General features: G+C 64.0%; 25 protein-coding genes and 1 pseudogene. 12 read left to right on the forward strand and 14 right to left on the reverse strand.

All coding sequences use genetic code 11. The features are described from left to right. Window position 1: 1 nt before the first annotated feature. Together C7I87_RS07870 and C7I87_RS07875 are read left to right on the forward strand one after the other, a co-directional pair. Entirely contained in the window at window positions 2-949 is a 948-nt protein-coding gene (locus tag C7I87_RS07870) for an ABC transporter permease (protein WP_149903662.1), read from the forward strand. A 119-nt stretch (window positions 950-1,068) separates the two neighbouring features. Next, window positions 1,069-3,141 (forward strand): 3-hydroxyacyl-CoA dehydrogenase NAD-binding domain-containing protein, encoded by a 2,073-nt coding sequence (locus C7I87_RS07875; protein WP_149903663.1) that lies wholly within the window; start codon window positions 1,069-1,071, stop codon window positions 3,139-3,141. Window positions 3,142-3,146: 5 nt separating this feature from the next. Here the strand turns inward: C7I87_RS07875 and C7I87_RS07880 are convergent, their stop codons facing one another. The 5 genes from C7I87_RS07880 to C7I87_RS07900 all read right to left on the reverse strand — a co-directional run bounded on the left by C7I87_RS07880 (window position 3,147) and on the right by C7I87_RS07900 (window position 7,111). Then, window positions 3,147-3,554, reverse strand: coding sequence for a Fur family transcriptional regulator (locus C7I87_RS07880; protein ID WP_149903664.1), 408 nt, complete (start codon window positions 3,552-3,554; stop codon window positions 3,147-3,149). After that, on the reverse strand, window positions 3,541-4,365 hold the full coding sequence (locus C7I87_RS07885) for a metal ABC transporter permease (RefSeq protein WP_210250622.1): 825 nt from the start codon (window positions 4,363-4,365) through the stop codon (window positions 3,541-3,543). Before C7I87_RS07885 ends, C7I87_RS07880 begins: the two co-directional genes overlap by 14 nt. Further along, window positions 4,349-5,143 (reverse strand): metal ABC transporter ATP-binding protein, encoded by a 795-nt coding sequence (locus C7I87_RS07890; RefSeq protein WP_149903665.1) that lies wholly within the window; start codon window positions 5,141-5,143, stop codon window positions 4,349-4,351. The genes C7I87_RS07885 and C7I87_RS07890 overlap by 17 nt, the downstream gene beginning before the upstream one ends. A 10-nt stretch (window positions 5,144-5,153) precedes the next feature. After that, window positions 5,154-6,035 (reverse strand): metal ABC transporter solute-binding protein, Zn/Mn family, encoded by an 882-nt coding sequence (locus C7I87_RS07895; protein WP_149903666.1) that lies wholly within the window; start codon window positions 6,033-6,035, stop codon window positions 5,154-5,156. 260 nt (window positions 6,036-6,295) lie between these two features. Beyond that, window positions 6,296-7,111, reverse strand: a complete 816-nt coding sequence (locus C7I87_RS07900) for a response regulator transcription factor (RefSeq protein WP_149903667.1) — start codon at window positions 7,109-7,111, stop codon at window positions 6,296-6,298. Between the two features lie 112 nt (window positions 7,112-7,223). On the opposite strand from C7I87_RS07900, the gene C7I87_RS07905 reads away from it, so the two are divergent. The 6 genes from C7I87_RS07905 to C7I87_RS07930 all read left to right on the forward strand — a co-directional run bounded on the left by C7I87_RS07905 (window position 7,224) and on the right by C7I87_RS07930 (window position 13,115). Next, complete coding sequence (locus C7I87_RS07905; RefSeq protein ID WP_149903668.1) at window positions 7,224-8,360, forward strand: ABC transporter ATP-binding protein; 1,137 nt, start codon at window positions 7,224-7,226, stop codon at window positions 8,358-8,360. After that, window positions 8,341-9,504 carry an ABC transporter substrate-binding protein gene (locus C7I87_RS07910; RefSeq protein ID WP_149903669.1) on the forward strand — a complete coding sequence of 388 codons (1,164 nt, stop codon included), beginning with the start codon at window positions 8,341-8,343 and terminating at the stop codon, window positions 9,502-9,504. The genes C7I87_RS07905 and C7I87_RS07910 overlap by 20 nt, the downstream gene beginning before the upstream one ends. Before the next feature lie 63 nt (window positions 9,505-9,567). Beyond that, on the forward strand, window positions 9,568-10,431 hold the full coding sequence (locus tag C7I87_RS07915; RefSeq protein WP_149903670.1) for an ABC transporter permease: 864 nt from the start codon (window positions 9,568-9,570) through the stop codon (window positions 10,429-10,431). Beyond that, entirely contained in the window at window positions 10,431-11,243 is an 813-nt protein-coding gene (locus tag C7I87_RS07920; protein ID WP_149903671.1) for an ABC transporter permease, read from the forward strand. Before C7I87_RS07915 ends, C7I87_RS07920 begins: the two co-directional genes overlap by 1 nt. 10 nt (window positions 11,244-11,253) lie before the next feature. Continuing rightward, complete coding sequence (locus C7I87_RS07925; protein WP_149903672.1) at window positions 11,254-12,015, forward strand: SDR family NAD(P)-dependent oxidoreductase; 762 nt, start codon at window positions 11,254-11,256, stop codon at window positions 12,013-12,015. Window positions 12,016-12,299: 284 nt separating this feature from the next. After that, complete coding sequence (locus C7I87_RS07930) at window positions 12,300-13,115, forward strand: hypothetical protein (RefSeq protein ID WP_149903673.1); 816 nt, start codon at window positions 12,300-12,302, stop codon at window positions 13,113-13,115. Window positions 13,116-13,251: 136 nt separating this feature from the next. Here C7I87_RS07930 and C7I87_RS07935 read toward each other — a convergent pair. From C7I87_RS07935 to C7I87_RS07975, 9 genes and pseudogenes are all read right to left on the reverse strand, one after another. Next, window positions 13,252-14,759: pseudogene (locus C7I87_RS07935) on the reverse strand (aldehyde dehydrogenase). Between the two features lie 159 nt (window positions 14,760-14,918). Then, complete coding sequence (locus C7I87_RS07940) at window positions 14,919-15,263, reverse strand: cupin domain-containing protein (protein ID WP_149903674.1); 345 nt, start codon at window positions 15,261-15,263, stop codon at window positions 14,919-14,921. 22 nt (window positions 15,264-15,285) lie between these two features. Next, the gene (locus C7I87_RS07945; RefSeq protein ID WP_149903675.1) at window positions 15,286-15,627 is read right to left on the reverse strand and encodes a cupin domain-containing protein; all 342 of its coding nucleotides are present in this window, start codon (window positions 15,625-15,627) and stop codon (window positions 15,286-15,288) included. 80 nt (window positions 15,628-15,707) lie between these two features. Further along, window positions 15,708-16,058: a cupin domain-containing protein gene (locus C7I87_RS07950; RefSeq protein ID WP_149903676.1), complete on the reverse strand. Its 351-nt coding sequence runs from the start codon at window positions 16,056-16,058 to the stop codon at window positions 15,708-15,710. 44 nt (window positions 16,059-16,102) lie between these two features. Further along, window positions 16,103-17,377 (reverse strand): glycosyltransferase, encoded by a 1,275-nt coding sequence (locus tag C7I87_RS07955; protein WP_149903677.1) that lies wholly within the window; start codon window positions 17,375-17,377, stop codon window positions 16,103-16,105. Window positions 17,378-17,393: 16 nt separating this feature from the next. After that, a complete protein-coding gene (locus C7I87_RS07960; RefSeq protein ID WP_149903678.1) occupies window positions 17,394-18,467 on the reverse strand; it encodes an ABC transporter ATP-binding protein in 1,074 nt (357 codons plus the stop codon). Next, on the reverse strand, window positions 18,464-19,258 hold the full coding sequence (locus tag C7I87_RS07965; RefSeq protein WP_149903679.1) for an ABC transporter permease: 795 nt from the start codon (window positions 19,256-19,258) through the stop codon (window positions 18,464-18,466). The genes C7I87_RS07960 and C7I87_RS07965 overlap by 4 nt, the downstream gene beginning before the upstream one ends. Continuing rightward, window positions 19,251-20,093, reverse strand: a complete 843-nt coding sequence (locus C7I87_RS07970; RefSeq protein ID WP_149903692.1) for an ABC transporter permease — start codon at window positions 20,091-20,093, stop codon at window positions 19,251-19,253. The genes C7I87_RS07965 and C7I87_RS07970 overlap by 8 nt, the downstream gene beginning before the upstream one ends. Window positions 20,094-20,169: 76 nt before the next feature. Continuing rightward, window positions 20,170-21,234 carry a polyamine ABC transporter substrate-binding protein gene (locus C7I87_RS07975; protein WP_149903680.1) on the reverse strand — a complete coding sequence of 355 codons (1,065 nt, stop codon included), beginning with the start codon at window positions 21,232-21,234 and terminating at the stop codon, window positions 20,170-20,172. A gap of 231 nt (window positions 21,235-21,465) precedes the next feature. Here C7I87_RS07975 and C7I87_RS07980 point away from each other — a divergent pair, with 231 nt between their 5' ends. Genes C7I87_RS07980 through C7I87_RS07995 form a run of 4 tightly spaced genes read left to right on the forward strand, consistent with a single transcriptional unit; the run spans window position 21,466 to window position 26,384 of the window. Next, entirely contained in the window at window positions 21,466-22,404 is a 939-nt protein-coding gene (locus C7I87_RS07980; RefSeq protein ID WP_149903681.1) for a GntR family transcriptional regulator, read from the forward strand. A 10-nt stretch (window positions 22,405-22,414) separates the two neighbouring features. Continuing rightward, window positions 22,415-23,698 carry a nucleotide disphospho-sugar-binding domain-containing protein gene (locus C7I87_RS07985; protein WP_149903682.1) on the forward strand — a complete coding sequence of 428 codons (1,284 nt, stop codon included), beginning with the start codon at window positions 22,415-22,417 and terminating at the stop codon, window positions 23,696-23,698. A gap of 5 nt (window positions 23,699-23,703) precedes the next feature. Continuing rightward, window positions 23,704-25,083 (forward strand): glutamine synthetase family protein, encoded by a 1,380-nt coding sequence (locus C7I87_RS07990; RefSeq protein WP_149903693.1) that lies wholly within the window; start codon window positions 23,704-23,706, stop codon window positions 25,081-25,083. Between the two features lie 2 nt (window positions 25,084-25,085). After that, window positions 25,086-26,384, forward strand: a complete 1,299-nt coding sequence (locus tag C7I87_RS07995) for an NAD(P)/FAD-dependent oxidoreductase (protein ID WP_149903683.1) — start codon at window positions 25,086-25,088, stop codon at window positions 26,382-26,384. Window positions 26,385-26,484: the final 100 nt, after the last annotated feature.

Consider the following 26,484-nt stretch of genomic DNA (forward strand, 5'->3'; position numbering starts at 1 on the left):
GATGGCTTCGCTGAGAACGCTGCTCACAAAACCCTGGATCTGGTCGTTTGTCGGCGCGCTGCTGGTGTGGCTGGCGACGATAGCCTTCACCGGCGGCTATGGCGCCGGCGGCATGGTCACGGCCGCATTGTCTCTTGCCGTGTTCACCGTCATCGTTGGCGTCGGCCAGATGTTCGTCATCACGCTCGGACCCGGCAATGTCGACCTGTCGCTGCCGGCCAATATCGGCTTGGCAAGCGCGGTTGCCATGAAGGTGATGGGCGGCAGCGATGCCATGATCGTCGTCGGATTGCTGGCGGCGCTCGCCTGTGGTGCCGCGATCGGCGCCATCAACTATCTGCTGATCTGGGCGCTGCGCATTCCGCCGATCATCGCCACGCTGTCGGCGAGCTTCATCATCCAGTCGGTCGACATCAGCTATGGGCGCGGGCTGCAGATCAAGCCGCCGCCGGGCTTCGCCGATTTCACCAACTGGCAGGTGCTGGGCATTCCCGTACTGGCGATCCTCACGGTGCTGTTCACCATCGGTGCTGCCATCGCCTTGCAGCGCATGATCTATGGCCGCTCGGTGCTTGCGATCGGACAGAACATCCGCGCCGCATGGCTTGCCGGCGTCAATGTCGGCCGCATCCGCTTCCTCACCTACACGCTGTCGGGCGCGCTCGGCGGCATCGACGGCGCGCTGCTCGCCGGCTATTTCCGCGGCGCCAATGTCGATATCGGCAATGAATATCTGCTGGCCTCGATCGCCGTCGTCGTCATCGGCGGCACGTCGGTGGCGGGCGGCAAGGCCAATGTGCCCGGCGTCTGGGGCGCGGCGCTGTTCCTGGTGCTGCTGCTCACCATGCTCAACACATTCGGCGTCAGCGCCGGCGTGCGGTTGCTTCTGACGGGGCTGATCATCGTTGGGGTGATTACTGCCGCGGGTGGGGAGAAGGCGCTACGCTGACCGCGACGTCTGCGGCGCGACCGCAGCCTGTCGGGCCAACCGTTGGACCAGCCGGTTCCCATTCGCGGCGTGGCCTTGTAAACCGGTCCGCGATCTCAGTCGGTCTCGGGAGGCTTCGCTTGTCCAGTTCTGTCAGTGTCGTGAACGAAGGTGGCGTCGCCATCGTCACCATCGACAATCCGCCGGTCAACGCGCTGAGTTTTCATGTCCGCGAGCCACTGATGCAGGCGCTGGTCGCTCTGCGCGATGACGCATCGGTCGCGGCAATCGTCATCGCTTGTGCCGGCCGTACCTTCGTTGCCGGCGCCGACATCACCGAGTTCGGCAAGCCGATGCAGCAGCCGGAATTGCGCGCCATCGTGGCGGCGCTTGAAGTCATCGCCAAGCCGACCGTTGCCGCCATCCACGGCACCGCGCTCGGCGGCGGGCTGGAACTGGTACTCGGCTGCCATTTCCGCGTCGCCGATCAAGGCGCGAAGCTCGGCCTGCCCGAGGTGAAGCTCGGCATCCTGCCCGGTGGCGGCGGAACGGTGCGGCTGCCGCGACTGGTGGGCGCCGTCAAGGCGCTCAAGATGATCGTTTCCGGCACACCGATCGGTGCTTCCGCGGCGCACGGCGCCGGCTTGGTGGATGCCGTCTTCGAGGGCGATCTGACCCCCCATGCCGTGAACTTCGCCCGCGAAATGGCCCGCAAGGGTGGTCCCTTCACGCCGGTGCGCGATCGCGACGAGCTGCTTCGCGGAACCGACCTTGCCAGCTTCGATGCCGAGGCCGCGGATTTGGCTGGGAAGGCGCGGGGGCTGGAAGCGCCGATCGCTTGTGCGCAGGCGGTCCGCAATGCCGTCACGCTGCCCTTCGACGAGGCGCTGGCGGCGGAGCGGGCGCTGTTCGTGAAACTCGTCGCCAGCGACCAGTCGCGCGCCCAGCGGCACCTGTTTTTCGCCGAACGCGAGGCGGCAAAACTTCCCGGCAAGGATGTCGTCAAGCGCAGGGTCGCCCGCGTCGGCGTCATCGGCGCCGGCACGATGGGCGGCGGCATCGCCATGGCTTTCGCCAATGGCGGCTTTCCCGTCACCTTGCTGGAAACCAGCCATGAAGCGCTGCAGCGGGGGCTGGCGACGATCGAGAAGAATTACGCCGTCTCGGTCACACGCGGCTCCTTGAGCGAGGACGCCAAGCGGCAGCGGCTTGCCCAGTTCAAAGGCTCCACCGACTATGCCGACCTCGCCGATTGCGACCTGGTCGTCGAGGCGGCGTTCGAGGACATGGCGGTCAAGAAAGAAATCTTCGGCAAGCTCGACGCGGTGGCCAGGCCGGACGCGATCCTCGCTACCAACACCTCCTATCTCGACATCGACGAGATCGCCGCCTCGATATCGCGGCCGCAGGATGTGCTCGGCCTGCATTTCTTCTCGCCGGCCAATGTCATGAAGCTGCTGGAGATTGTGCGCGCCGAAAAGACGGCGCCGGATGCGCTGGCGACCGTGGTCGACCTGGCACACAGGATCGGCAAAGTGGCTGTCGTCGTCGGCGTCTGCCACGGCTTCGTCGGCAACCGCATGCTAGCCGCCCGTGGCTCGGAATCGGAAGCTCTGCTGCTGGAGGGCGCGACACCCCGCCAGATCGACGAGGCGTTCACCGATTTCGGCTGGCCGATGGGGCCGTTCCAGATGGGCGATCTTGCCGGCCTCGACATCGGCTGGCGCAACCGCAAGGCGCGGGGCCTGACGGCCGTCATCGCCGACACGCTGTGCGAACAGGGCCGTTTCGGCCAGAAGACCGGCCGCGGCTTCTATCTCTACGAGGCCGGCGCGCGGGCGGGTGTTCCTGATCCGGAGGTCGAGGCACTGATCCGCGACAAGGCGGCGCAGATGGGCATCGTGCCGCGCACGATAGGCGCGGAAGAAATCATCGAGCGCACACTCTATCCCCTGGTCAATGAGGGGGCGAAGATCCTGGAGGAAAGGATCGCCGCCCGCGCCTCCGACATCGACGTCGTCTGGGTCAATGGCTACGGTTTTCCCGTCGGCAAGGGCGGCCCGATGTTCTGGGCCGGCCTCGAAGGGGCGGCCAGGATCATCGAGCGGCTCGAGCATTGGTATCGGCAGACCGGCAAGGATGTCTTCCAGCCGGGCCCGCTGCTTCGGCGCATGGCCGAAACGGGCTCGTGGGCGACCGACGCGACGGGCTGACCGAGCTATCCCCGATTTCGTTCGAGCATGCAGTCGGCGCAACGCCCGTTGACCTCTATGCTCGTCGCCTCGATGTCGAAGCGCTCGCGCGCGGCCCATTCGGCGAGCCGGCGATCAGTGATGTCGTCGCTGAATTCGGTGACCCGGCCGCATTGTTCACAGACCGCCAGGATCGTGGTTCTCGGACCATGGGCATGCTGACCGGCGCAGGGTACGAAAGCATTGAGGCTTTCGACCTTGTGAACCGCGCCATTCTCGATGAGTTTCTTGACCGCCCGGTAGACCTGTACCGGTGATTTGATGCCATGCGGCCTGATCTCGCTTAGAATGTCGTAGGCGCTGACCGGCCTGCCGGCGCGTGAAATGGCCGCCAGCACCAGCTTCTGGTTCCTGGTGAGTTCAGGTTCTGCCATCGGCGACCGGGCGTCGGGCCATCGAACGTTGCACGATGCCGCTGACCAGATAGGCCGATGTACCCAGCGCGGTGATCCAGAAACTCGTCGGCCAGTCGGTCTGGTAGGCAAGCGACAGGCTGATCCAGGCAATGGTGACGGCCAAGACCATCGAGACCGTTATGCCGGCGAGTACCCCTTGCGTCAGCCGAAGCGCGGTCGCCGCGGGAGCCACCATCAACGCGAAAACGAGCAGCACGCCGACGATCTGTACGGCCTCCGAAGTGGCGAAGGCGACGAGCACCATGAACAGGGTCGAGACGAGGTTGAGGGGCACGCCCCTTGCCTCGGCGAGTTCCGGCTGCAGGCTGGCGAACAGCAGCGGCCGGGCGATCAGCCCGAGAGCAACAAGGATGGCCACCGCAAGTATCGCGAGCACGATGACGGTGCGCAGGCTGATTCCGAGCACATTTCCGAACAGCACGTTCGTCGCCTGCGACGCGAAGGCGGTATAGAAATGCAGGAACAGAAGGCCGAGGCCGAGCGACAGCGTCAGCACGATGCCGATGGCGACGTCGCGATGCGCGCGCTCGCCAAGCAGGCCGATACCGATGCCGGCGATAACGGTGAACACGGTCAGGCCAAAGAACGGCGACAGACCGATGAGGCCGGCGCCGGTTGCGCCGGGAAAACCGACATGGGAAAGCGCATGGCCGGCGAAGGTCTGTCCCCTCAGCACCAGGAAATAGCCGACCGCGCCGGCGACGATGCCGACCACCGTGCAGGCGTAGAAGGCGTTGCGCATGAATTCATAGTCAAACATCGTGGACATGCGCCTCGCCTTCCAGTTCCACATCGTCGGCCATCACGAAGATGCGCCCGGCGACCCGCACGACATTGATCGACGTGCCGTAGAGTTCCGACAGCACCGGCCCGCTGATGACCTCGTCGACACTGCCGATCGCGGCCTTGCCGTTGCCGAGATAGAGTACGCGATCGACGGCGCGCAGCAGCGGGTTGATCTCGTGCGAGCAGAACAGCACCGAGATGCCGAGCCGCTCGCCGATCTCATGCACGAGGTCGATGATCGTCCGCTGGTGCGCCGCGTCGAGGCTGATCAGCGGCTCGTCGAGCAGCAGGAGCTTGGGGTCACCGATCAGCGCCTGGGCGATCAGGATGCGCTGGCGCTCGCCGCCGGAAAGCTCTGCCAGCGGACGCCGGGCGAGGTCGCTCGCTCCGACGGCTTCGAGCGCTTTCCAGGCGGCTTCCTTCTCGATGGCGGAAGCAACCGGCCATCCCCAGCGGTGGCCGCCGGCCGCGATGAGGACGAAATCGAGGCCGCTGATCCCCGTCTGGGTCGGGGCGCGCCGCGCCTGCGGCATGTAGCCGATATCAGCGTTGCCGCGCGTCGGCGGTTTGCCGAGCACCGAAATGGCGCCGCCGGCCGGCTTGATGAGGCCGAGGATGGCGCGCAGCATCGTCGTCTTGCCGGCGCCATTGGCGCCGAGCAAGCCGACGAAGGCGCCTTGTGGAATCGAAAAGGAGACGTCGGATAGAACCCGACGTCCCCCATAGGTCAGCGTGACCTTGGCGAACTCAATTGCATTCATTCGGTCACGTTCATTGTGTGCGGGCTGCGAGCGCCTTCTGGACCGCGTCGACTTGGCCGCCGAACCAGCTCTGGATCGTCTTGCCGGCGGGCTCGGTCTCGGTGACGCCGATGACGGTGACCTTGTTCTGCTTGGCGAGGTCGAGAAGCCGGGTCGTCGCCGGATCGGTCACCTGCGAATTGTAGAACAGGATCTTGGCCGAACCGTCCTTCAGGCTGCTCTCGAATGCCGCGACCTGTGTCGCGCTTGGCTCGGCGTTGTTCATCACCGTGACCTGGAAATCATAGTTCAACATCTTGAGGCCGAGCGCCTCGGCCATGTAGCCGAACACAGGTTCGGTGGCGGTCACCTCGGTGCCGGCATAGGCTTTCTTGACGGCTGCGATTTCCTTGTCGATGCCGTCGAGCGAGGCCTGGAATTGCTTGAGATTGGCCTCGTAATGCACTGCGTTGGCGGGATCGCGCTTCGACAGCTCGGCGGCGAGCGCCTTGGCGACCGCCGGCAGCGTCGCCGGGTTGTACCAGAGATGCGGGTTGTCGCCTGACTTCTTGCCGATCAGGTCGGCGGCAACGATGGTCGTGCGGTCCGGCTTGCTCGATGCGGCGAGCAACTTGTCCATCCACGGATCGTAGTCGGCGCCGTTGTAGATGATGACCTTGGCATCGGCGATGGTGCGCGCCGTCGACGGGCTGGTCTCGAAGAGATGCGGATCGTCGTCGGGATTGGACAGGATGCTGGTAACGGCGACATGGCTGCCGCCGATCTGATGGGCGAGATCGCCATAGAAATTCTCGGCGGCAACTATGTTCAGCTTGTCTTCTGCCCGGGCGACGGTGCCGGTCAGCAGCGGCGCCGCAACCAGCAGCGCGGCCAGAAAGGGAAGGGAACGCATCCTTGGTCTCCTTTGGAAAGTCGGGGCGGACTCAATACACCGCCATGCGTGTCACGTTGTGGGCATAGCCGTTACAGTATAACGTTTACGGTAGAAATCCGAGACGATCAATGGAACTTTCCAATGCAGCCACGTCTGGCGGACACAAAATTGTGACCTCGGTCAGCATGGCAAAGCCATTCGGGATTTGGCCGAAGCGATTGATGTCTCCCGCCCAGCGCCGAAGCATGCGGTCCGTCAGCACGGACGCATCCGACCATTCAACTCCTTATTCGCGCGCCGATGATCTCGACGAAGCGGGCGAAAAGACCGGCCTGCGACTTGATCTTGAGCTTGCGGTAGATGTTGCGGCGATGGACCTTCACGGTTCCCGGCACGATTCGCATCGCCCTGGCGATCGATTCCGTCGAATGGCCCTGCAGCACCAGGTCGACGACATGCTTTTCGCGCGGCGTCAGCGACAGGCTTTTCCAGATATGGGCGCGGTCGAATTCGTTGACCGCGGCTATTTCCTCGTCCTGCTTCGTCTCGGCCGATTCGTCGGCGGGGAGAGCAGGCCAGCGCAATCGGATGAAGCTGATCACCGCCGGCGCCATGTCGCGCAGCAGCCTGGCATCGGCGGTGCCGAACGGGCCGGAAGCGCTGAGCCGCATCAGCGACAGCACCAGTGCGTCCTTGCCCGGCAGCGGCACGAAGAAGCCGACCTCCTCGGCCAGCCTGGTCTGGCTGTAATAGGAGCGAAAATATTCGCTGGCGTAGAAACGATCGGGCGCGAGTTCCCGCATGCGCCAGAAGCCTTCCTTGCGCTCCAACGCCGCGTGATGGAACGGGTCGAGCAGGTAGGGTCCTTCCTGATAGAGCGCGACGAAGACGTGGCTTTCGGCCGGCGTGAACGTCTCGAACAGCAATGGCGGTCGTGAGGCGCCGCGATAGCCGAAGATCACGCAATGGTCGAAGCCGACATGCTGCCGCAGCCAATCGACCATCGCTTGGCCGAACAGGTCGCCACTCGTCTCCCGCGTCGCCGCGACAAGTGTGGCAAGCCGGCTGTATTCGTCGCTGCGGGAAGCGCCCAATTCCTACCCCCTCAAACGATAAAATAGATCAGATATACCACCTGGGAGGTATATACTAGCTGCCATTGGCTCTGGTAGCGTCCTGAAATCGCATTGTCCTGGAGCCAGCACCTTGACCGCAGTGCCCGACATCGAGTTTCGCGGCGTCACCAAGCGCTATGGCGCGGTGACCGCGGTCAGCGGCATCGATCTGGCCGTGCCGCCCTCCGCCTTCGTTGCCTTGCTCGGACCGTCCGGCTGCGGCAAGACGACCTGCCTGCGCATGATCGGCGGCTTCGAGCAGCCGAGCGAGGGCCAGGTGTTCATCCGCGGCCAGGACATGGCCGGCACCCCGCCTTACCGGCGGCCGGTCAACATGGTGTTCCAGCAATACGCGCTGTTTCCGCATCTCGACGTGGAAGCCAACGTTTCCTATGGCCTGCGCCAGGCAAGGCCACGGCTATCGTCGCGCGAGATCGGCCAACGGGCTGGCGAAGCGCTCGAAATGGTGCGGCTTGCCGGCTATGGCGGCCGCAAGATCCACGAACTGTCCGGTGGCCAGCAGCAGCGTGTCGCGCTGGCGCGCGCGCTGGTCAACAAGCCGGCGGTGCTGTTGCTCGACGAGCCGCTGGCGGCGCTCGACAAGAAGCTGCGCACCGACATGCAGATCGAGCTGCAGAACCTGCAGCGCGAAATCGGCATCACCTTCGTGCTGGTCACGCACGACCAGGAAGAAGCGTTGTCGATGAGCGATTTCGTCTGCGTCATGAATGGCGGCCGCATCGTCCAGCTCGGCCAGCCGAGCGAAATCTATGACGAGCCGGCGGATCTGTTCGTCGCCGATTTTGTCGGCAAGACCAATCTGCTTGCCGGCAAGGTTGCCGGGCACGCCGGTGATCTCGTCAGCGTGGCGCTGGCGGACGGTACCGTCATCGCGGCGCGCAAACGTACTGCCTTGCAGCAAGGCGAGACCGTCTCGGTCAGCCTGCGTCCCGAATCCCTTAGCCTCGGTGCTCCGACAAGCGGCCAACTCAAGGGTGTCGTCCGCAACCGGATTTTCCTGGGCTCGACGGCGGAATACGCGATCGAGGTCCAGGGCATCGGAACATTGCTCGCCAAGGCCGACCATCTGATCGGCCAAGGCAATCTCTTCAAGCCGGGTGAACCCGTCGCCATCGGCTTTGCCACCGGGACGCCGCTGGCGTTTCCGGAAACCAAGAACAACGGGACCAACCAGAGGGTAAACAAACATGTCGAAATCATATCGTGACGGACTGCCGATAAGCCCCGAGAATTTCGTCGACCAGCTGATGCGCCTGAAACGTGGCTCGATCGGCCGCCGCGATTTCCTTGGCCTCACCGGTCTCGGCATCGCCACGGCGGTGATGGCGCGCGAGATCGGCATCATGCCGACACCGGCCTTCGCCGCCGAAAGCCTTGGCGACCGCATGTCGATCGCCACCTGGCCGAACTATCACGACCCGCAGACCTTCGAGAACTTCAAGAAGGACACCGGCGTCGCCGTCGAGGTCAACGTGTTCGGCTCCAACGAGGAGATGCTGGCCAAGCTGCAGGCCGGCGCCTCGGGCTGGAGCCTGTTCGTGCCGACCAATTACACGATTTCGACCTACAAGAAGCTCGGCATCATCGAGCCGCTGGAGATGGCGAAGCTGTCGAATTTCGACGGCACGCAGGAAGATCCGCGCTTCACCTCCGAAGGCACGATCGACAAGGTGATCTACGCCGTGCCGAAGAACTGGGGCACGACAGGCTTTGCCGTCAACACCAAGAAGCTGACCAAGCCGATGACGAGCTGGAAGGAGTTCTGGGACACCGCCATGGCCGAAGGCGACGGCCGCACCATGGTGCACGACTACCAGCTGACCACCATCGGCAATGCGCTGAAATATTACGGCTATTCGTTCAATTCGCTCAAGCAGGACGAGCTCGCCAAGGCGGAGGAATTGCTGCTGAAGGTCAAGCCGCATCTATTTGCCGTCTCGTCCGACTACCAGCCGGGCATGCGGGCGGGCGACGCCTGGATGACCATGTGCTGGACCAATGACGGCGCGCAGCTCCACCGCGACATTCCCGAGATCGCCTATGTACTGGGCAAGGAAGGCGGCGAGATCTGGACCGATTTTTATGCCATCCCGAAGGACGCGCCGAACAAGCCCGCCGGCTATGCCTTGCTCAACTATCTGATGAACCCGCAGGTCGCGGTGAAGGAGCACCTTGCCAATGGCGCGCCTTCGACCGATGCGCGCGTCAACAAGCTGCTGCCCAAGGAAGTGCTCGACAATCCGATCCTCTACCCGGCGGCGGACCTGTTGACGCCGCTCGAATTCGGCGCTGCGGCAACGCTGACCGATCCGGGCCGTGCCGAACTGATGGCGCGCTTCAAATCGGCTTGAGACTGGCCTCGACACAGACAATCGACCGGCGGGCCCATGTCCGCCGGTATCGGGGCGGATTCAATGCACGGCAACAGATTTCGGCATAATTTCCTGACCGCCTTGCTGCTCGCGCCGGCGACAGTATGGCTGGTGGTGTTCCTGGTGCTGCCGTTCATCGCCATCGCCGTGTTCAGCGTCGGCGAGCGTGCGCCGGAGGGCGGTTATCAGGCGGCTTTCACGCTGGCGCAATATGCCAATCTTCCGGCACGGGCGACGGCATTCTGGAACACCATGGTGCTGGCGCCGGTGGGTGCTCTCGCCTGCCTGATCGTTGCCTATCCGGTCGCCTATTATCTTGCCTTGCAGGTGCCGCAGCGCTGGCGGCTGATCCTGCTCGCGCTGGTCGTCATTCCGTTCTGGACCAGCCTTCTGATGCGCACCTATGCCTGGATGTACATTTTGGGCGGACGCGGCATCCCGGCGCTGCTCGCCTTTGTCGGCATCGAGGATGTCAGGCTGATCAATACGCCGGGCGCCGTCCTGCTCGGCATCGTCTACGGCTATCTGCCGCTGATGATCCTGCCGATCTATGTCAGCCTCGAACGGCTCGACCGAAGGCTGCTGGAGGCCTCCGCCGATCTCGGTGCGACGCCATTGTCAACCTTTCTGGGCGTGACCCTCAAACTGTCGCTGCCGGGCGTGATGACCGGCTTCTCGCTGGTCATGATCCTGCTGCTTGGCGAATACCTCATCCCGACGCTGCTTGGCGGCGGCAAGGTGTTCTTCATCGGCAATGCGCTGGTCGATCTGTTCCTGCAGTCGCGCAACTGGCCGTTCGGATCGGCCATCGCGATCACGCTGGTGCTGGTCTCGGTGGTGGTGCTGATTGTCGCCAATCGCATTTCGAACCGGGTTGCGGGCGCCCGCCGGGTGGACCTGATCTGATGCGCGCCTTCGTCATCGCTGTCTTCGCCTTCCTTTATCTGCCCATCGTGCTGGTCGTGCTGTTCTCCTTCAACGCCGGCCACCATGCCAGCGAGTTCACCGGCTTCTCGGTGCAATGGTATGGGAAGGCGCTGTCCAACCCGTTCCTGGTCGAGGCGCTGAAGAACAGCCTGTTCATTGCCACCACCAGCGCCCTGCTGGCGGCGGTGTTCGGCACCGCGGCGGCCCTTGGCCTGGCGCGTGTCGGTGCCAGAACCCGCGCCGTTTTCGACGCGCTGCTTGGCGCGGCAATCGTCGTTCCCGGCGTCGTCATCGGCATCTCGACGCTTGTCGCGCTCGTCCAGCTGTTTGCCGTCGTCAATCCGTTCCTCGCCTCGATCTGGCCCGGCGGCCAGCCGCCGCGCCTGTCGCTCGGCTATGGCTCGATCATCGCCGCGCATGGCCTGTTCTCGATGGCGCTGGTGACGATGATCGTCGGCACGCGGCTGGGCAGCCTCGACCGCAATCTGGTCGAGGCCTCAAGCGACCTCTACGCCACACCGCTGACGACGTTCCGCTCGATCGTCCTGCCGCAGATCATGCCGGCGGTGGTCGCCGGCTTCCTGCTCGCCTTCACCTTCTCCTTCGACGACTTCATCATCGCCTTCTTCGTCGCCGGCGCGCAGACGACGCTGCCGATCTACGTCTTCGCCTCCATCCGGCGCGGCGTGACGCCGGAGATCAACGCCATCGCCACGATCGTGCTCGTCGCCTCCGTCCTGCTCGTGGTGCTTGCCCAATGGCAGCTGCGCCAGCGCAAGCCATCAAACTGAAAGCCGCATCATGATCCTCAAAGACCGCATCGCCGTGGTGACGGGCGCCGGCTCTGGCATCGGGCGCGCCGGCGCCATGATCATGGGCAGGGAAGGGGCCGTGGTCGTCATCGCCGACAGGGATGAGGCCGCAGGCGAAGCAACGGCCGCGGACATCCGCGCCACAGGTGGCCGGGCCGAGGCGATCGTGACTGACGTCTCCGACGACAGTGCGATCGACCAGCTGATCGTCGGCACGCTCGACAGACATCAGCGCATCGACATCCTGCACAATCATGCCGGCATTCAGGTCGGCGGCACGCTGACCGAGGTCGAGACCGCCGGCATGGATGCCTCCTGGCGGGTCAATGTGCGGGCGCAGTTCCTGGCGGCGAGGATCGTCATGCCGTCGATGATCGCGCAAGGCGGTGGCGTCATCCTCAACACGGCTTCGAATTCGGGCGTCTTCTACGACCGCGAGATGATCGCCTATGCGACGTCGAAACATGCCGTGGTGGCGATGACCAGGCAGATGTCGCTCGACTACGCCAGGCACAATGTGCGCGTCAACGCGCTCTGCCCGGGCTGGGTCGACACGCCCTTCAACGAACCGTTCATCGCCCAGATGGGCGGACGCGAAGCGATCGAAACCTATGTCCGCACCAAGATCCCGATGGGCCGCTGGGCCGTGGCCGAAGAGATCGCCGAGGCGATCCTGTTTCTCGTCTCGGACCGATCGTCCTTCATGACCGGCCAGGCGCTGGTGATCGATGGTGGCGAAAGCATCGGCTGAGACCGCTGCTTTCATCTATCGACCTTCCTGTTTCAGCCCCTTTTCCTGCGGTTTCGCGGGACGCCGGACGGCACCGGACCATGGTCTGGCTGGCATGGGACTTCAGTGCCATGGCAGGCCAAAGGCGCGGGTTTCTTTTGATTTTCAATAAGTTACGATTTCGAGGCGAGGCCCGCTCTCGGATTGAGACCGCATTTGTCTAAAGTTTACCAGGTGTGATTAGCGATTTCTCATACGCAGATGGTTCAGCGGTGGGCGAGAGCGCAATTCTCGAGGAGATCACCATGACAAACCGGAAAACTCTGTTGGCGGCGCTGGCCGCATTGGCGCTTCTGGCGTCTCCGGCGCTCGCCGGCAACGGGCATGGCAATGGCGGGGGCAACGGCGGCGGCAACGGCAATAGTGGCGGCAACGGAAATGGTAAGGGCAACGCGAGCAGCAACGGCAACAGCGATGCTTCGCATGGCAAGTCGTCGTCGGCACCCGGACAGGCAGCCAAGGCGGAGACGGAGACGACGGCCAGCACCACGGTCGATGCGACCACAACCGTATCGTCTGTACCGAACGACAAGAACATTCACGCCAAACTCGGCCGGCTGAACTCGCTGCAACGCAACGTCAACGCCTATATGAACTCCAAAAGCAAGAAGTTCGCCGCCATCCAGGCATTCGTGACCCAATCGGCGAAAGCCAAGAATGCGCAGGTAGCGGCTGCCGCGGCCGCCGCAACGGCCGCCGCCGCCCAGGCTCAACTGGATGCGCTGAATGCGCAATTGAGCGCGCTGACGTCGCTGACACCGGATCAGATCGCCGCCATGACGCCCGCGGACCAGGCGGCCCTGCCGGGACAGATATCGGCGCTGCAAGCCGATGTCACCGCCCAGCAGGCAGTGGTCGCCGCCGACAATGCGGCTGCCGATCAAGCCGCGGCCGCGGCAACCGCGGCAGCGGTCGGCACCGACGACGCATCGCTCGGCGCGGCGCTGACAGACATGGCAAATAAGCCGGTCGACGCCGAGGTCACGGCCTGGGCCCAAGGTGTCCTTGCCGGCAAGATCGACCAGACGGCGACCAAGCTTCAAGCGGGAACGACGCCGTAGCGGATCGGCCCTGAAAAGGCAGTAGCCTGTCGAAGAAGATGCCGCCGGCCCTTCCCCGGCGGCATCGCTTTTCCTGCTCGCGCCCCTGGTCGAACGATTGAGAAACAACAGGCGCGGTGTTGCCGCGCGCCATTCTTCATACGTGTTTGCGGCCGCCGGCCTCGCGAAACCAGCTGTCGGGATAGGGATACCACCAGTCCTGGATGGCCGGCCTGTGGTCGATGATGACCATCTTCGAGCGGCGGAAGGCATCGAGACCCTGGCGCCCAAGTTCGCGGCCAAGGCCGGAAGCCTTCCAGCCGCCGAAGGGTAAAGCGTCATTGTCGATCAAGTGATTGTTGACCCAGACCATGCCGGCCTCCAGCCGTTCGGCCGCGTCGTGCGCCTCGGCCAGATCCGTGGTGAAGACCGAAGCGCCGAGCCCGAAGGGGCTGTCGTTGGCGAGCCGGATCGCCTCGTCGAAATCCTTGACCCGGCAGATGGCTGCGACCGGCCGAAACACTCTTCGCGCACGATCGCCATGTCAGGACTGACGCTGGTCAGGATCGTCGGCTCGTAGAACCAGCCGGTGTTGTGCGCCGGCGGAATGCGGCCGCCGGTGATGGCCTTGGCGCCGTTGGCAATGGCGTCGTCGACCAGCCGCATGACCTTGGCTCGTGCCGCCTCGCTGACCAGCGGACCGATCTCGGTCTTGTCCATGCCGTCGCCGATGCGCAGCGCGCGCGTCCTTTCGGCAAACAGTTCGACGAAGCGATCATGCACGGCGTCGACGACGAAGAAGCGCTCGGCCGACGTACAGACCTGGCCGGTGAGGTGGAAGGCAGCGGTGACGCTGCCGGCCGCCGCGACGTCGAGCGGGGCGTGTTGGCTGATGATCAGCGGATCGCTGCCGCCGGCCTCGATGACGCAAGGCTTCATGCGCTCGGCGCAGGCCACCGCAACCATCTTGCCGGCTGCGACCGAGCCGGTGAAGGCAACGGCGTGGGTGCGGTCGGAGGCGATCAGCGCCTGCGCGGTGGCGGCACCTCCCGGCAGGCAGGACACCAACCCTTCTGGCAACGAGCGGAAAACCGTCATGTAGTCCAGCGTTGAGAGTGTCGTCACCTCGGCCGGCTTGATGATGCAGGCATTTCCGGCGGCAAGCGATGCGGCCACCGTCCAGCACATCAGCAGGATCGGAAAATTGTAGGGCATGATGTGGACGGAGACGCCATAGGGTTCATAGCGCGCATACTGGAACGAGCCGGCCTGCGTCGTGCCGGCGACCTTACCGGCATCGTCGCGCGCCATCTCGGCATAGTAGCGGAAGATCGGCGCGCAATTGGCGATCTCGCCTATGGCCTCGGGATAGGGCTTGCCCATTTCGCGCACCATCAGCTCGGCGCAATGCGTGAAGTTGGCCGCCTCGATGGCGTTGGCGACGGCGTGCAGATGCTTTGCCCGGCTCTTGGCGTCGAGTTTCTTCCAGGCAAGCTGCGCCTTGGTCGCGGCAGTGAGGACAGCGTCGATCTCGCCATCGCTGGCCGCCGCGATCGCGCCGACCGTTTCCAGTGTGGCCGGATCGATCACCGGTTTGCTCGCGCCAACCATCGGCAGGTAGTCCGGGTTGACGAAGAAGGTTGGCCGGTCGGGTGAAAAATGCATAGTCGCTCCCCTGTGATCAGAGCCTTCTTGAGAATTCGTCCTGCGGAGTCAGATGGCGTGGTTTTCGAGAACCGGAGCGCAGAGGACATTCGGGTCCGTGAGCACGGGAAGCGGAGAAAACCGCGTCAGGTGACCGGCAGGTAGAATTATCGGGAAGGCTCAGCGGATCATGTAGACCTTCTTGATGGTCTCATGGACCGTGCAGACGCCCTTCCAGTCCTGCGGGAAGAAGGCTGCCGTGTCCGGCTCGATCTCGATGACCTCGCCGGACTCATGCACATAGGTGCAGCGCCCTTCGAGGAAGTGGCAGAACTCGTCATGGGTGACGTGGCAGTGCCACTTGCCCGGGGTACAGACCCAGAGGCCGCATTCCGAACGGCCTTCCTGTCCCTTGTAGAGCAGCTTGCCCGACGTGTGGGACTGACCCTCGATCATAGTGGAGATCACGCCCCAGTCGACGAGGTCCGTGATGGCAAGAGGCGATTGCATGATCGGCGTGGTCATATCGAATTCCCTGGTAAAGTGCTCACCGGCACATGAAGGCCTTGGTCAGCGTTTGCGTGACGATGGAGATGCCGGTCCAACCGGCGGGAAAGAAGACGAGCGTACCGGCCTCGACCGGGATGTCCTCGCCATCGTCCCTGACATAACTGCCGCGCCCCGACAGGAAGTGGCAGAATTCGTCGGCGGCAAAGCTGACTTTACGGGTGCCCGGCGTGCACGACCACAGGCCGCACTCGCTCGATCCGTCCGGATTCCTGGAAAGGATCTTGCCTGAGGCCCGCGGCGCGCCCGCGAGCGTGTTGGCGCCCGCGCCCCAATCCTCCAGGTCCACGGTCGAGGCATCAGGCCAATGCGGTGTCGACATGTCTTGCTCCTATGCGGTGGATTCTTGCTTGAGCATGATCTTGTCCGAAAAACCGGTTTCCACTTTTCGGGATCATGCTCTCAGGCCAGCATGTAGACGTTGCGCATGGTCTCATGCACGGTGCATTCGCCCGTCCAGCCGGCGGGGAACATGACCACGGTTCCAGTGGAGACTTCTATCACCTCGCCGACATCCGATCGGTAGGTCGCACGGCCGGAAACGAAATGGCACAATTCGTCGCGCGGGATCGAGAGCCGCCAGCGGCCCGGCGTGCAGACCCATACGCCGGATTCCGGCTGATTGTCAGGGCCTTTGTGCACGAGTTTGCCGGTGGAGTGCGAGGTGCCTTCGAGCGCCTCGGGCTGGGCACCCCAGTCGACGAGGTCGGTGCGGGTGGAGGCCTGATGGAGGTGCGGGGCGGAGGAGGTCATGGGCGTGTTCCCGCGCCGATGGCTCGGCATGTCAAATATCTCGCTCACAGCAGCCCCTCCAGCAAACCCGCCGCCTTCTCCGGCCCGTTCTGCGCATGCATCTGTGCCGACGTCTTCGCCAGCTTCGCCTTCATCTTCGGATCGGTCAGGCAGGCTTCGATCTTTGTGATCAACTCGGCATCGGTCCAATCGTAGCGTGGCATGCGAAAGCCGTGGCCGGTTTCCTCCACGCGGGTGGCGTTGTCGTGGCCGTCCCAGACATAGGGCATGATGATGGCCGGCTTGCCGAAATAGAGGCACTCGGTGAACGAGTTGTTGCCGCCGTGGTGGATGACGGCATCGACCTGGGGAATGACCGAAGGCTGCGGGAACCAGCTGTCGACGATGACGTTGGCAGGCACGTCGGTGTACTGGTCCTTGTAGCCGCCGACGTTGACCAGCGCGCGGTAGCGGGTCGTTCCCAGCGTCGCGATGATGCGCTTCAAGAGATCTACATCGCCGGCGCCCAGGCTGCCGAAGGAGACATAGAGCAGCGGCCCGTCATTGTTCTCAGTGAAAGTCGGCACCGTGTAGGGCTTTTCCTGCCGCACGCAGCCTTCGAGGTACTGGAATTTTGTCGAGTCGAGCGGGTGGCGGCGCTTGAACTTTGCCGCCTCGGGGTAAAGCAGCAGATTCAAGTATGGCGACGCCTCGAAGAACTGGCCGACCGGATAGGCTGCCTCATTGTTGGCTGTGAGGAACGCGTTGAAGTCGTCATGGATCGGCTTGATCACCGCGTTGAAATGGTCGCGGTAGCGCTGGTGTCCGGCGTGGTCGTTTTCGCCGCAGCCGGAGAGATGCGGGGGGATGCCCTCGTCCTCGATCTCGTTTTCCGAGCAGGAGATGACGCGCACCCAGGGCTTGCCGTACTGCTTGATCGCCGGGAACAGGATGACGTTGTCGACGCAGATGACATCCGGCTTGATGGCGGCCAGAACGCGCGGCAAATCCTTCTGCGCCCATTTGGCGCTGTCGACGATCGCCGTCCAGCAGTCCTTCACGTAATTGTCGACCTGGTCGTAGGGCGATTTGCGGAAGTTCGGGATGTGGCCGTTGATGAAATCCTCCCAGAATTTCGCCATCTGCTCGGGTGGCATCGGTTCGGAGAGGTTCACCGGATGCGCCTCGAAGCCATAGCCCTTGTAGACATCGACAAAGCCGGGGTCGGACAGGAACACCGCCTTGTGGCCGCGCGCCTCGACGGCTTGCGCGATGCCGACGGAATTGAGCGCCGGGCCGTAGGCGGCTTCGGGAAAAAACGCGATCGTCTTTTGCGCCATCAGGCTATTCCTCCACTCACTCTGCGAAAATTCTGACATCGGCGGCGTCCCAGCCGAGTTCGACATGGTCGCCCGATGCAACCGGCCGCCGGTCGGCGGCGTCGGCGGTGACACGCACCAGGAACGGTTTTGGCGATCGCGGCGTGCGGACATGCAGCTGCAGGTCGAGCCCCTGATAGGCCAGCGCCTCGACCACGCCCGTGGTGCGGTTGGCGGATTCCGCCTCTGGGAACAGCCGGACGCGTTCGGGCCGCACCGACGCCACTGCCGATGCTCCCGGCGTGAGCGCTGTGGGAACCCTGCCGGCGATGCGCGCCCCATTCACCGCCACAACGCCATCGGGTGACGCCTTGCCCGAGACAAAGTTCATCACGCCGATGAAGTCGGCGACAAAACGGTCGGCCGGATGTTCGTAGACCGCGTGCGGCGTGTCGCATTGCAAGAGCTTGCCATCCCTGAGCACCGCCATGCGGTCGGCCATGACCAGCGATTCCTCCTGGTCATGGGTGACGATGACGAAGGTGATGCCGACCTCGTGCTGCAGGCGCTTCAATTCCAGTTGCATGGCGCCGCGCAGCTTCTTGTCGAGCGCGCCAAGCGGCTCGTCGAGCAGCAGCAGGCGGGGGCGCTTGACCAGCGCGCGGGCCAGCGCGACGCGCTGCTTCTGGCCGCCCGACAATTGCTCGGGCTTGCGGTCGGCGAAGGGGACGAGTTCCGTGGTCGCCAGGATGGCGTCGACGCGGGAGCGGATCTCGGCTGAAGGCAAACGCTCCATCTCCAGCCCATAGGAGACATTGGCCCGGACGCTCATATGGGGGAACAGCGCGTAGGACTGAAACATCAGATTGACCGGCCGCTTGTTGGGCGGCGTCCTGGCGATATCGTTGCCGTCGAGCAGGATGCGCCCGTCGCTCGGCGTCTCGAAGCCGGCGAGCATGCGCAAGAGCGTGGTCTTGCCGCAGCCCGATGGACCGAGCAGCGCGAAGAACTCGTTTTCCCTGATGTCGAGCGAGATGCCGTCGACGGCGGTGACGCGGCCGAAATTCTTCGACACATGATCGATGGCCAGCAGCGTGCGTGGTTCGCTCATTGGCCGATCATTCCCCGGTTGAGCCGCTGCGACAGGGTCAGCGCGGTGATCGAGACCGCCATGACGATGGTTGCCAGCGCATTGATCTCCGGCGTGATGCCAAAGCGGATCATGGCGTAGATCTGCATCGGCAACGTGGTCGAGGCGCGGCCGGCGCCTGCGGTGAAGAAGGCGATGATGAACTCGTCGACCGAAAGCGTGAAGGCGAGCAGCGCGCCGGCGATGACAGCCGGCAGGATGACGGGCAATGTCACGCGCCGGAAGGTGGTCATGGCTGAGGCACCGAGATCGGCGGAAGCCTCGACGATCGACCAGTCGAAGCTCTTCAACCGGGCACGCACCACCGAACAGACGAAGGCCAGGTTGAACACGACATGGGCGAGGATGATGGTGTGCAGGCCCATGGTGAGGTTGAGCATCGAAAAGAACGACAAGAGCGCGATCGCCAACACGATGTCGGGGATGATCATCGGCGCGAAGATCAGCGCTTCGAGCCCCTTGCCATATTGCCGGCGCATCTCGATGCCGATCGCCAGCAAGGTGCCGAGCAAGGTGGCGATGGTTGTCGAGACCAGCGCCACGATCAGCGTGTTGAGGGCGGCCGAGAGAATGGCGGAATTACCGGCCAGCGAGGCATACCATTTCAGCGAAAAGCCAGACCACGCCGTCGGCAGCCCGCCTTCGTTGAAGGACAGCGCCACCAGCACTGCGATCGGGATATAGAGGAAGGCGAACACGAGGCTCAACACGAGCCAAAGCGTGCGCCGCGCGGCTGGTGAGCGTTCAGCCATTCGCGTTGCCCTCGGCTGCTTCCACACGGCCAGAGGCGCGATTGGCGGCAATCGCCTGCGCCGTCAGCACTAGCAGCATGATGGCGATCAGCGCCATCGCCAGTGCGGCACCAAACGGCCAGTCATTGGCGGTCAGGAACTGGTCGTAGACGAGATTGCCGATCATCTGGAAACGGCCGCCGCCGAGCAGTGCCGGGGTGACGAAATTGCCGATCGACAGTACGAAGACGAAGACGGCACCGGCGGCGATACCGGGCACGGTCAGCGGCAGGATGACGCGACGAAACGTCGTCATGGCCGAAGCGCCGAGATCGCGCGAGGCTTCGGCGAGTTCCGGATTGAGCCGCGACAGCGGTGCGTAGCAGGCGAGGATGACGAAGGGCAGATAGTTGTACACGAGGCCAGCGATGACAGCGCCCTCGGTGTAGAGCATCGACGGCGGCTCGCCGGTATAGCCCAGCCAGCGCAGGAGCTGGGTGATAAGCCCTTGGCGGTTGAGCAGTACGATCCAGGCATAGGTGCGGATCAGATAGTTGGACCAGAACGGCAGCACCGCGAAGAACAGGAATACCGATTGCCAGCGGCGCGGGGCGGCCGCGATCGCATAGGCGGCGGCATAGCCGATCACCACTGCGATCAGCGTGGCGGTGCCGGCAATGCGCGCGGATTTCAGGAAAATGCCGGCATAGAGCGGGTCGAAGACCAGCCCGAAATTCTCCAGCGTGAAGGTGTAGTCGATGCCGCCATAGATGCCGCGCCGGAAGAAAGCCAGCGCCAGCACCAGCACGCATGGCACCACCATTAGCGCGATCAACCAGACCAGCGCCGGGGCCATCAGCAGGGAGGAGCGGGAGGGCGTGAAGGAACGCAAGCTTGCTTCCAGGACAGTGATTGCCAGAAACTGACGCCGCTTACTGCGCGGCCTTGATCTCGCTGACGATCTTGGAATAATCGCGCTGGGCTTCGCCGACGTCACGCAACTGCTCGAATTTGACGAGGTCGGCGACCGGCATCGCCATGTTGGGGAATTTTGCCAGGAAGTCGGCCGGCAGGCTTTCCATGGCCGGCTTGTTCGGCACTTTGTAGTCGATGTTCTGGGCCGCCCAGGCGTGGTTCTTGGCGTCGAGCATGAAGTTGACGAACTGGAAGGCGGCGTCCTTGTGCTCGGAAGCCTTCATCACCACCATCGTGTCGACCCAGAGATCCGAACCTTCCTTCGGGATGACGTATTTGATCTCCGGCTTATCGGCGATGCCGTAATTGCACCAGCCGTCCCAAGCCTGCACCATCAGCGCTTCGCCCGAAACCAGCTTCGAATAGAAGGTGGTATCATCATAGGCGAGCAGGGTTTTCTTGGCCGAGATTAGCAAATCCTTGACCTCGGCCATCTTGGCCGGGTCGGTCTCGTTGACGGAGAAACCCTTGTCGAGCTGGCCGGCGGCGAGCAGCCAGCGGTCGGTCGCCAGCATGGTGGTCTTGCCCTTCAGCTCGTCGGACGGCGCGAGCAGATCGCTCCAGCTTGTCGGCGCGGTCTTGACCAGATCCGAGCGATAGCAGAGGCCGGTCGTGCCCCAGGTATAAGGCACGGAGAAAGTGTTGCCGACATCGTGCGGCAGCTTGGTCGCTTCGGGATAGAGATTGGCCAGGTTGGGGATCTTGGCGTGGTCCATCGGCTCGGTCAGGCCGAGCTTGTTCAGCACCTCGGCGAAAGGCGAAGAGACGAAGACCACGTCATAACCCTTGCCGCCGGCGGCAATCAGCTTGCCCATGATCTCTTCATTGGTGGCGTGCACCACGACTTCTCCGGAGACGCCCGTCGCCGTCTTGAAAGACGCCATGGCGTCGGGCGCCATGTAGCCGTCCCAGTTGGAGATGACGAGGTCGGTGGCCATTGCCGGCGCGGACAGCGCCACGGCAAGGCCGAGAGCGATTGGGGGCATTCTCAGCGCACGGCGCCGCAGGCTGGTCGCAGTCATGGCGGACTCCCATTCCGGTTGGTTCGTCGAATTCGTTTTGGACCCGCGCAACAGCGCCGCTGCATCGATCCCGTTCCCTCGGTCTTTTTATCGCCGATTGTCCTGACAGTACTATTGCAGAAAAAAGTACGTCAATCCATAATTTGTCAACCGGCCGAGGAATCTGGCCGATTGCGTCCACGGGGCCGATCGGTCAAACCAGTCCGGCTACGTCCGTTCCCGAGAGCAGTCATGCAAGCCTTAGCCCGAAGACCTCGCACCAACCATCTCGACCTGGCCCAGCGCATCCTCGATGTGGCGCGGCAGCGTGGGTTTGCGCCTGGCACGCGCCTGCCCGAGCAGCAGATCGCCTCGCTCTGCAGTGTCTCACGCACCCCGGTGCGTGCTGCGCTCAGCTTGCTCGCGGAACAGGGTGTCGTGCGCTGGGAAGCCGACACTGGTTATCTCCTGGCGATCGACCTCGCCGCCCAGCCGGCGATAGCAGCCGAATTGCCCGCCGCCGAGGAAGACGAGCTTGCCGAAGCCATCCTGCGCGACCGGTCGGCCCGGCGTCTGGACCAGACAGTCACCGTCGCCGGGCTGATGCGGCGGTACAGCGCTGAGCGAAAGACGGTACTAAAATCCCTGAACAGACTGACGGAAGAGAACTTGCTCGATCGTGCGCCGGGCCAGTCCTGGCTGTTCCGCCGCGCACCGGACGATCCGGAGGCGCAGGGCGAAAGCTACGAGTTCCGGCTTTTGCTGGAGCCAGCGGCGATCCTGACGCCGGGCTTCAGGCTGGACGGCGCGCGCGCCGCGATGTTGCGGCAGGGCATGGAGGCGCTGTCGGCACTGCCCGACTCTGCGTTCGATACTCGCGAGTTCCAAAGGCTCGACATCGATTTTCACGGCATGATCGCCGAAGGCTCCGCCAACCGCTTCGTCGCCGACGCGCTGGCCGGTCATCTCCGGCTGAGGCGGCTTCCCGGCATCTATGCCGGCGTCAACGTGTTCCGGCTGAAGCAATCGCTGCGTGAGCACCTGAACATACTCGACCATCTCGAAAGCCGGCAGTATGAGGTTGCTGCCGATCTGCTTCGCGTCCACCTGCGGCTTTCCCGCAGCCAGCGACCGCTGGCGGCCAGCCGCGGCGCGCCCGCGCTGTTCGGCATGTTCAGCCGGCCGGAATGAAGAGGATTAATTGACGCGTAGAGCGAGCCCGACCATCGCGCTGTTTCCCGAAGCCAGTTTCGGGGCGGCGTTGAATTGCGTCGGCATCGCACAGGCGCTGCGCGCGAAGGGTGCGCGGCCGGTGTTCATCTGCCATGCCGGCTTCTCCGGCGTCTTTGCCGACTATGGTTTCCAGGAATACCAGCTGCCGACCGAGGAGCCGCTGAGCGTCAGCGAGCGCCAAAGCTACTGGCAGGCCTTCGTGCGCCGGCATCTGCCACATTTCCGGCTGAGCCCGATCGACCAGCTCGAAACCTATGTCGCGCCGACCTGGCAAGCGATCGTCGACACGGCGCTCAACTCCGAGGCGCCGCTGCGCCAATTGCTGGCGCGGCTGAAGCCCGACGCGGTGGTGCTCGACAATGTCATCATGTTCCCGGCGATCGCCGCAGCCGGCTGTCCCTGGGTGCGCGTCGTCTCCTGCGCCGAGACGGAGCTGCCCGACGCCCAAGTGCCGCCCTATCTGTCCGGGCTTGCCTCGGATGACCCGCAACGCGGGGCGTTCGAAACCCGCTATCTCGCGGCTTCGGCTCCGGCGCATGATCGCTTCAACCATTTTCGCGCGGATTGCGGGCTGGCGCCACTTCCGAAAGGCCTGTTTCTCGAAGCCTCGCCCGACCTCAATCTGCTCCTGACGCCTTCGATCGTGCGCCGCGAACGCGCCGCGCCGCTCGACCCCGAGCGCTTCGTCTATCTCGAAGGCTGCGTGCGCTCGGAAGGACCGTTCGAGGTGCCGGTTTTTCCCCGCAATGGCGGGCCGCTGGTCTATGTCAGCTTCGGCAGCCTCGGCGCCATGGATGTCGGGCTGATCGAGCGCATGCTCGCCGTCTTCGACAGGCTGCCGGCCCGCTTCATCGTCAATGTCGGCGGCCTCCGCGACGCCTACCGCGCGGTGCCCGACAATGTCTATCTCGACGCCTGGTTTCCGCAGCCCTCGGTGGTGGCGAAGTCGGACCTGTTCATCCACCACGGCGGCAACAACAGCTTTTGCGAGGCGCTGCGCTTCGGCGTGCCGTCGCTGATCATGCCCTATTGCTGGGACGGACACGACAATGCGCAACGCGCCGGCGAAACCGGCGTCGGCGACCATATCGGCCGTGACGGCTGGACCGAAGGGGGACTGGAGAAGGCTATTCTCGGCTTGCTGGCCGATGACGCCATGCGCGCCCGCCTTAGGGACAATGCAGCCGAGATGGCGCTGAAACCCGGAACGGATGTGGCCGCGCAAGCCATTCTCTCCCTGATACGGACATGAACGAAATGCTTGACAAGAACACCAACACCTCGCTCTCCAGCGGCAACGATCCCAAGGCTTGGCTCACGCAGCACGGCATCACCGAAGTCGAATGCCTGGTGCCAGACATGAACGGCGTGCTGCGCGGCAAGGCGCTGCCGACCGCCAAATTCCTCAAGGCGCTGGAAGACCGCGCACTCTATCTGCCGAGTAGCGCCTTCCTGGTCAGCATCGACGGCCGTTATTCCGGCTCGATCGACGAGGGTTTTGCCTATTCGGACCCCGACATGCGCATGGTGCCCGATGTCTCGACGCTGTGCCTGGCGCCCGGGGCGGTGGCTGGTAAGGCCTATGTCTTCGCCGACGCCTTCCACATGGATGGCAGGCCGTGGATGGCTTCGCCCCGCCAAGTGCTGCGCGCCGTGCTCGATCTCTATCGCCGGCGCGGCTGGCGCGCGGTGGTGGCGCCGGAACTCGAATTCTATCTCACCGCGCCCAATCCCGATCCGGACAGACCGCTGACCGCACCGGTCGGCGCCAACGGTCGCACTGAAACCGTACAGCATCCCTATGACATGGCCGCGCTGGAAGAATTCGAGCCGGTGATCCGGCGCGTCTACGACTATGCCGCCGCCGCCGGCGTGCCGCTCGACACGTTGATCCATGAATCGGGCACGGCTCAGCTGGAGATCAACCTGCTGCATGGCGACGCGCTGCCGCTGGCCGACCAGGTGCTTTTGTTCAAGCGGTTTACGCGCCAGGCCGCGCAGCAATGCGGCATGCATGCGACCTTCATGGCCAAGCCGATCGCGGCCCAGGCCGGCAGCTCGATGCATCTGCACATGTCCGTCGTCGACGAGACCGGCAACGCGCTGTTCGCCAGTACTGACGACGCCGACACCGAGATGTTCGGCCATTTCATCGGCGGCCTGCAGAAGTACATTCCCGAAATCATGCCGCTGTTCGCGCCCAACGTGAACTCGTTCCGCCGCATCCGGCCCAACCACAGCGCGCCGGCCAACATCGAGTGGTCGCACGACAACCGCTCCTGCGGCCTGCGCGTTCCGGCGGGAGGGCGGGCGGCGCGACGGGTCGAAAACCGGTTGCCGGGTGCGGATTCCAATCCTTATCTGGCGATCGCCGGTTCGCTGCTTGCCGGCTATCTCGGCGTCGAGCAGAAGCTGGCGCGCTCGGCCGAAGCGTCGGGCAACGCCTACAAGATCAGGAGCACGCTGCCGAAGACAATGGAGGAAGCGCTCGACCGCTTCACCGCCTGCGACCCGGTGCGGGAACTGCTCGGCGAGGACTTCTTCCAGACCTATCTGCGCGTCAAGAGCGTCGAGCTCGACCTGTTCCAGAGCGTGGTGACGAGCTGGGAACGCGACCATCTGCTGCTGAAGGTGTGACCATGGCATCTTCAACGGGTTTCAATTCCGGTCTCGATATCGGCAAATCCTACTATGTCGCCACCGCCAATCCGGCGCCGGACCATCCGGCGCTTGCCGGCGATGTCGATGCCGACCTGGTTGTCGTCGGTGGCGGCTGCACCGGCCTGTCGGCCGCCCTTCACGCGGCTGAGCGCGGCCTCAAGGTGGTGCTCTTGGAAGGCGGCAGGATCGGCTGGGGAGCGTCGGGGCGCAATGGCGGCCAGATGATCCCCGGTCTGCGCAAGGGGGCCAAGGGTTTGGTCAAGCTCTATGGGGCCGAGCGCGCCAAGGTGCTGTTCGACCTTGCTTTCGAAGCGCGCGGCCTGGTGCTCGACATCATCGAGCGCCATGCCATCGATTGTGATCTCAGGCTCACCGGCCATCTGGTCGGCGCGGTCAATGGCTCCGACCTCAGGGATTTGGAAGAAGAGGCCAAATGCCTCGAGAGCGTGATGAAATTCCGCGATGTCGAGATACTCTCGGCGGCGGAGGCCCGGGCCAAGGTCGACACGCCCTATCACGGCGCGATGTATGAACCGCTCGGCGGCCACATGCACCCGCTGAACTATACGCTCGGACTTGCCCGCGCGGCTGTCGCGGCCGGCGTCACCATCCACGAGAATTCAGTGGCCGTGAAGCTGGAGCGGGAGCCGTCGATCCGGGTCTCGACGGCAAAGGGATCGGTGCGGGCCAGACATGTCGTGCTGGCGGGCGACGCGTTGCTCAACGGGCTGGAGCCGCGCGTCAACAGCCGCATCATGCCGGTCGGCAACTATATCGTCGCCACCGAGCCGCTGGAGGGCGCGCGCAACGTCATCCCGGCCAACGTCGCGGTGTCCGACACGCGCTTCGTCGTCAACTACTACCGCATGTCGGCGGATGGACGGCTGCTGTTCGGCGGCGGCGAGCGCTATACGCCGTCACCCCCGGCCGACATCGCCGGCTTCGTGCGACCGCACATGGAGGCCACCTTCCCGCAGCTCAAGGGCTGCCGCATCGATCATGCCTGGGGCGGGCTGGTGTCGGTGACGACGTCGCGGCTGCCGCATGTCGGGCACTATGGCGAGGTCTATTTCGCGCATGGCTATTCCGGCAAGGGCGTCATCCTGTCAACGCTGTCGGGCAAGCTACTGGCGGAAGCCATTACCGGCGACGCATCGAGGCTCGACCTGTTCTCGACACTGACCCCGATGCCGTTCCCGGGTGGGACGGCCCTGCGCGGGCCGCTCTATGTGCTGGGGATGCTGTGGTACGCGATGCGGGACCGCATCAAGCATTGAGGGTGCTTATTTAGACGCTGGCGGGCCAGCGCCCCCCTCTGTCCTGCCGGACATCTCCCCCTCAAGGGGCCTGTTGCACAATTCTGGCATTGTGATTCAC

Source organism: Mesorhizobium sp. SARCC-RB16n (genome assembly GCF_008520305.1).
Classification (GTDB): Bacteria; Pseudomonadota; Alphaproteobacteria; order Rhizobiales; family Rhizobiaceae; genus Mesorhizobium.

Excerpts from the sequence above, each read along its gene's own strand:
- C7I87_RS07870 (WP_149903662.1), top strand. The coding sequence starts at position 2 with ATGGCTTCGCTGAGAACGCTGCTCACAAAACCCTGGATCTGGTCGTTT.
- C7I87_RS07880 (WP_149903664.1), bottom strand. The coding sequence starts at position 3,554 with ATGGCAGAACCTGAACTCACCAGGAACCAGAAGCTGGTGCTGGCGGCC.
- C7I87_RS07885 (WP_210250622.1), bottom strand. The coding sequence starts at position 4,365 with ATGTCCACGATGTTTGACTATGAATTCATGCGCAACGCCTTCTACGCC.
- C7I87_RS07890 (WP_149903665.1), bottom strand. The coding sequence starts at position 5,143 with ATGAATGCAATTGAGTTCGCCAAGGTCACGCTGACCTATGGGGGACGT.
- C7I87_RS07895 (WP_149903666.1), bottom strand. The coding sequence starts at position 6,035 with ATGCGTTCCCTTCCCTTTCTGGCCGCGCTGCTGGTTGCGGCGCCGCTG.
- C7I87_RS07910 (WP_149903669.1), top strand. The coding sequence starts at position 8,341 with ATGTCGAAATCATATCGTGACGGACTGCCGATAAGCCCCGAGAATTTC.
- C7I87_RS07915 (WP_149903670.1), top strand. The coding sequence starts at position 9,568 with ATGCACGGCAACAGATTTCGGCATAATTTCCTGACCGCCTTGCTGCTC.
- C7I87_RS07920 (WP_149903671.1), top strand. The coding sequence starts at position 10,431 with ATGCGCGCCTTCGTCATCGCTGTCTTCGCCTTCCTTTATCTGCCCATC.
- C7I87_RS07925 (WP_149903672.1), top strand. The coding sequence starts at position 11,254 with ATGATCCTCAAAGACCGCATCGCCGTGGTGACGGGCGCCGGCTCTGGC.
- C7I87_RS07930 (WP_149903673.1), top strand. The coding sequence starts at position 12,300 with ATGACAAACCGGAAAACTCTGTTGGCGGCGCTGGCCGCATTGGCGCTT.
- C7I87_RS07940 (WP_149903674.1), bottom strand. The coding sequence starts at position 15,263 with ATGACCACGCCGATCATGCAATCGCCTCTTGCCATCACGGACCTCGTC.
- C7I87_RS07945 (WP_149903675.1), bottom strand. The coding sequence starts at position 15,627 with ATGTCGACACCGCATTGGCCTGATGCCTCGACCGTGGACCTGGAGGAT.
- C7I87_RS07950 (WP_149903676.1), bottom strand. The coding sequence starts at position 16,058 with ATGACCTCCTCCGCCCCGCACCTCCATCAGGCCTCCACCCGCACCGAC.
- C7I87_RS07955 (WP_149903677.1), bottom strand. The coding sequence starts at position 17,377 with ATGGCGCAAAAGACGATCGCGTTTTTTCCCGAAGCCGCCTACGGCCCG.
- C7I87_RS07960 (WP_149903678.1), bottom strand. The coding sequence starts at position 18,467 with ATGAGCGAACCACGCACGCTGCTGGCCATCGATCATGTGTCGAAGAAT.
- C7I87_RS07965 (WP_149903679.1), bottom strand. The coding sequence starts at position 19,258 with ATGGCTGAACGCTCACCAGCCGCGCGGCGCACGCTTTGGCTCGTGTTG.
- C7I87_RS07970 (WP_149903692.1), bottom strand. The coding sequence starts at position 20,093 with ATGGCCCCGGCGCTGGTCTGGTTGATCGCGCTAATGGTGGTGCCATGC.
- C7I87_RS07975 (WP_149903680.1), bottom strand. The coding sequence starts at position 21,234 with ATGACTGCGACCAGCCTGCGGCGCCGTGCGCTGAGAATGCCCCCAATC.
- C7I87_RS07980 (WP_149903681.1), top strand. The coding sequence starts at position 21,466 with ATGCAAGCCTTAGCCCGAAGACCTCGCACCAACCATCTCGACCTGGCC.
- C7I87_RS07990 (WP_149903693.1), top strand. The coding sequence starts at position 23,704 with ATGCTTGACAAGAACACCAACACCTCGCTCTCCAGCGGCAACGATCCC.
- C7I87_RS07995 (WP_149903683.1), top strand. The coding sequence starts at position 25,086 with ATGGCATCTTCAACGGGTTTCAATTCCGGTCTCGATATCGGCAAATCC.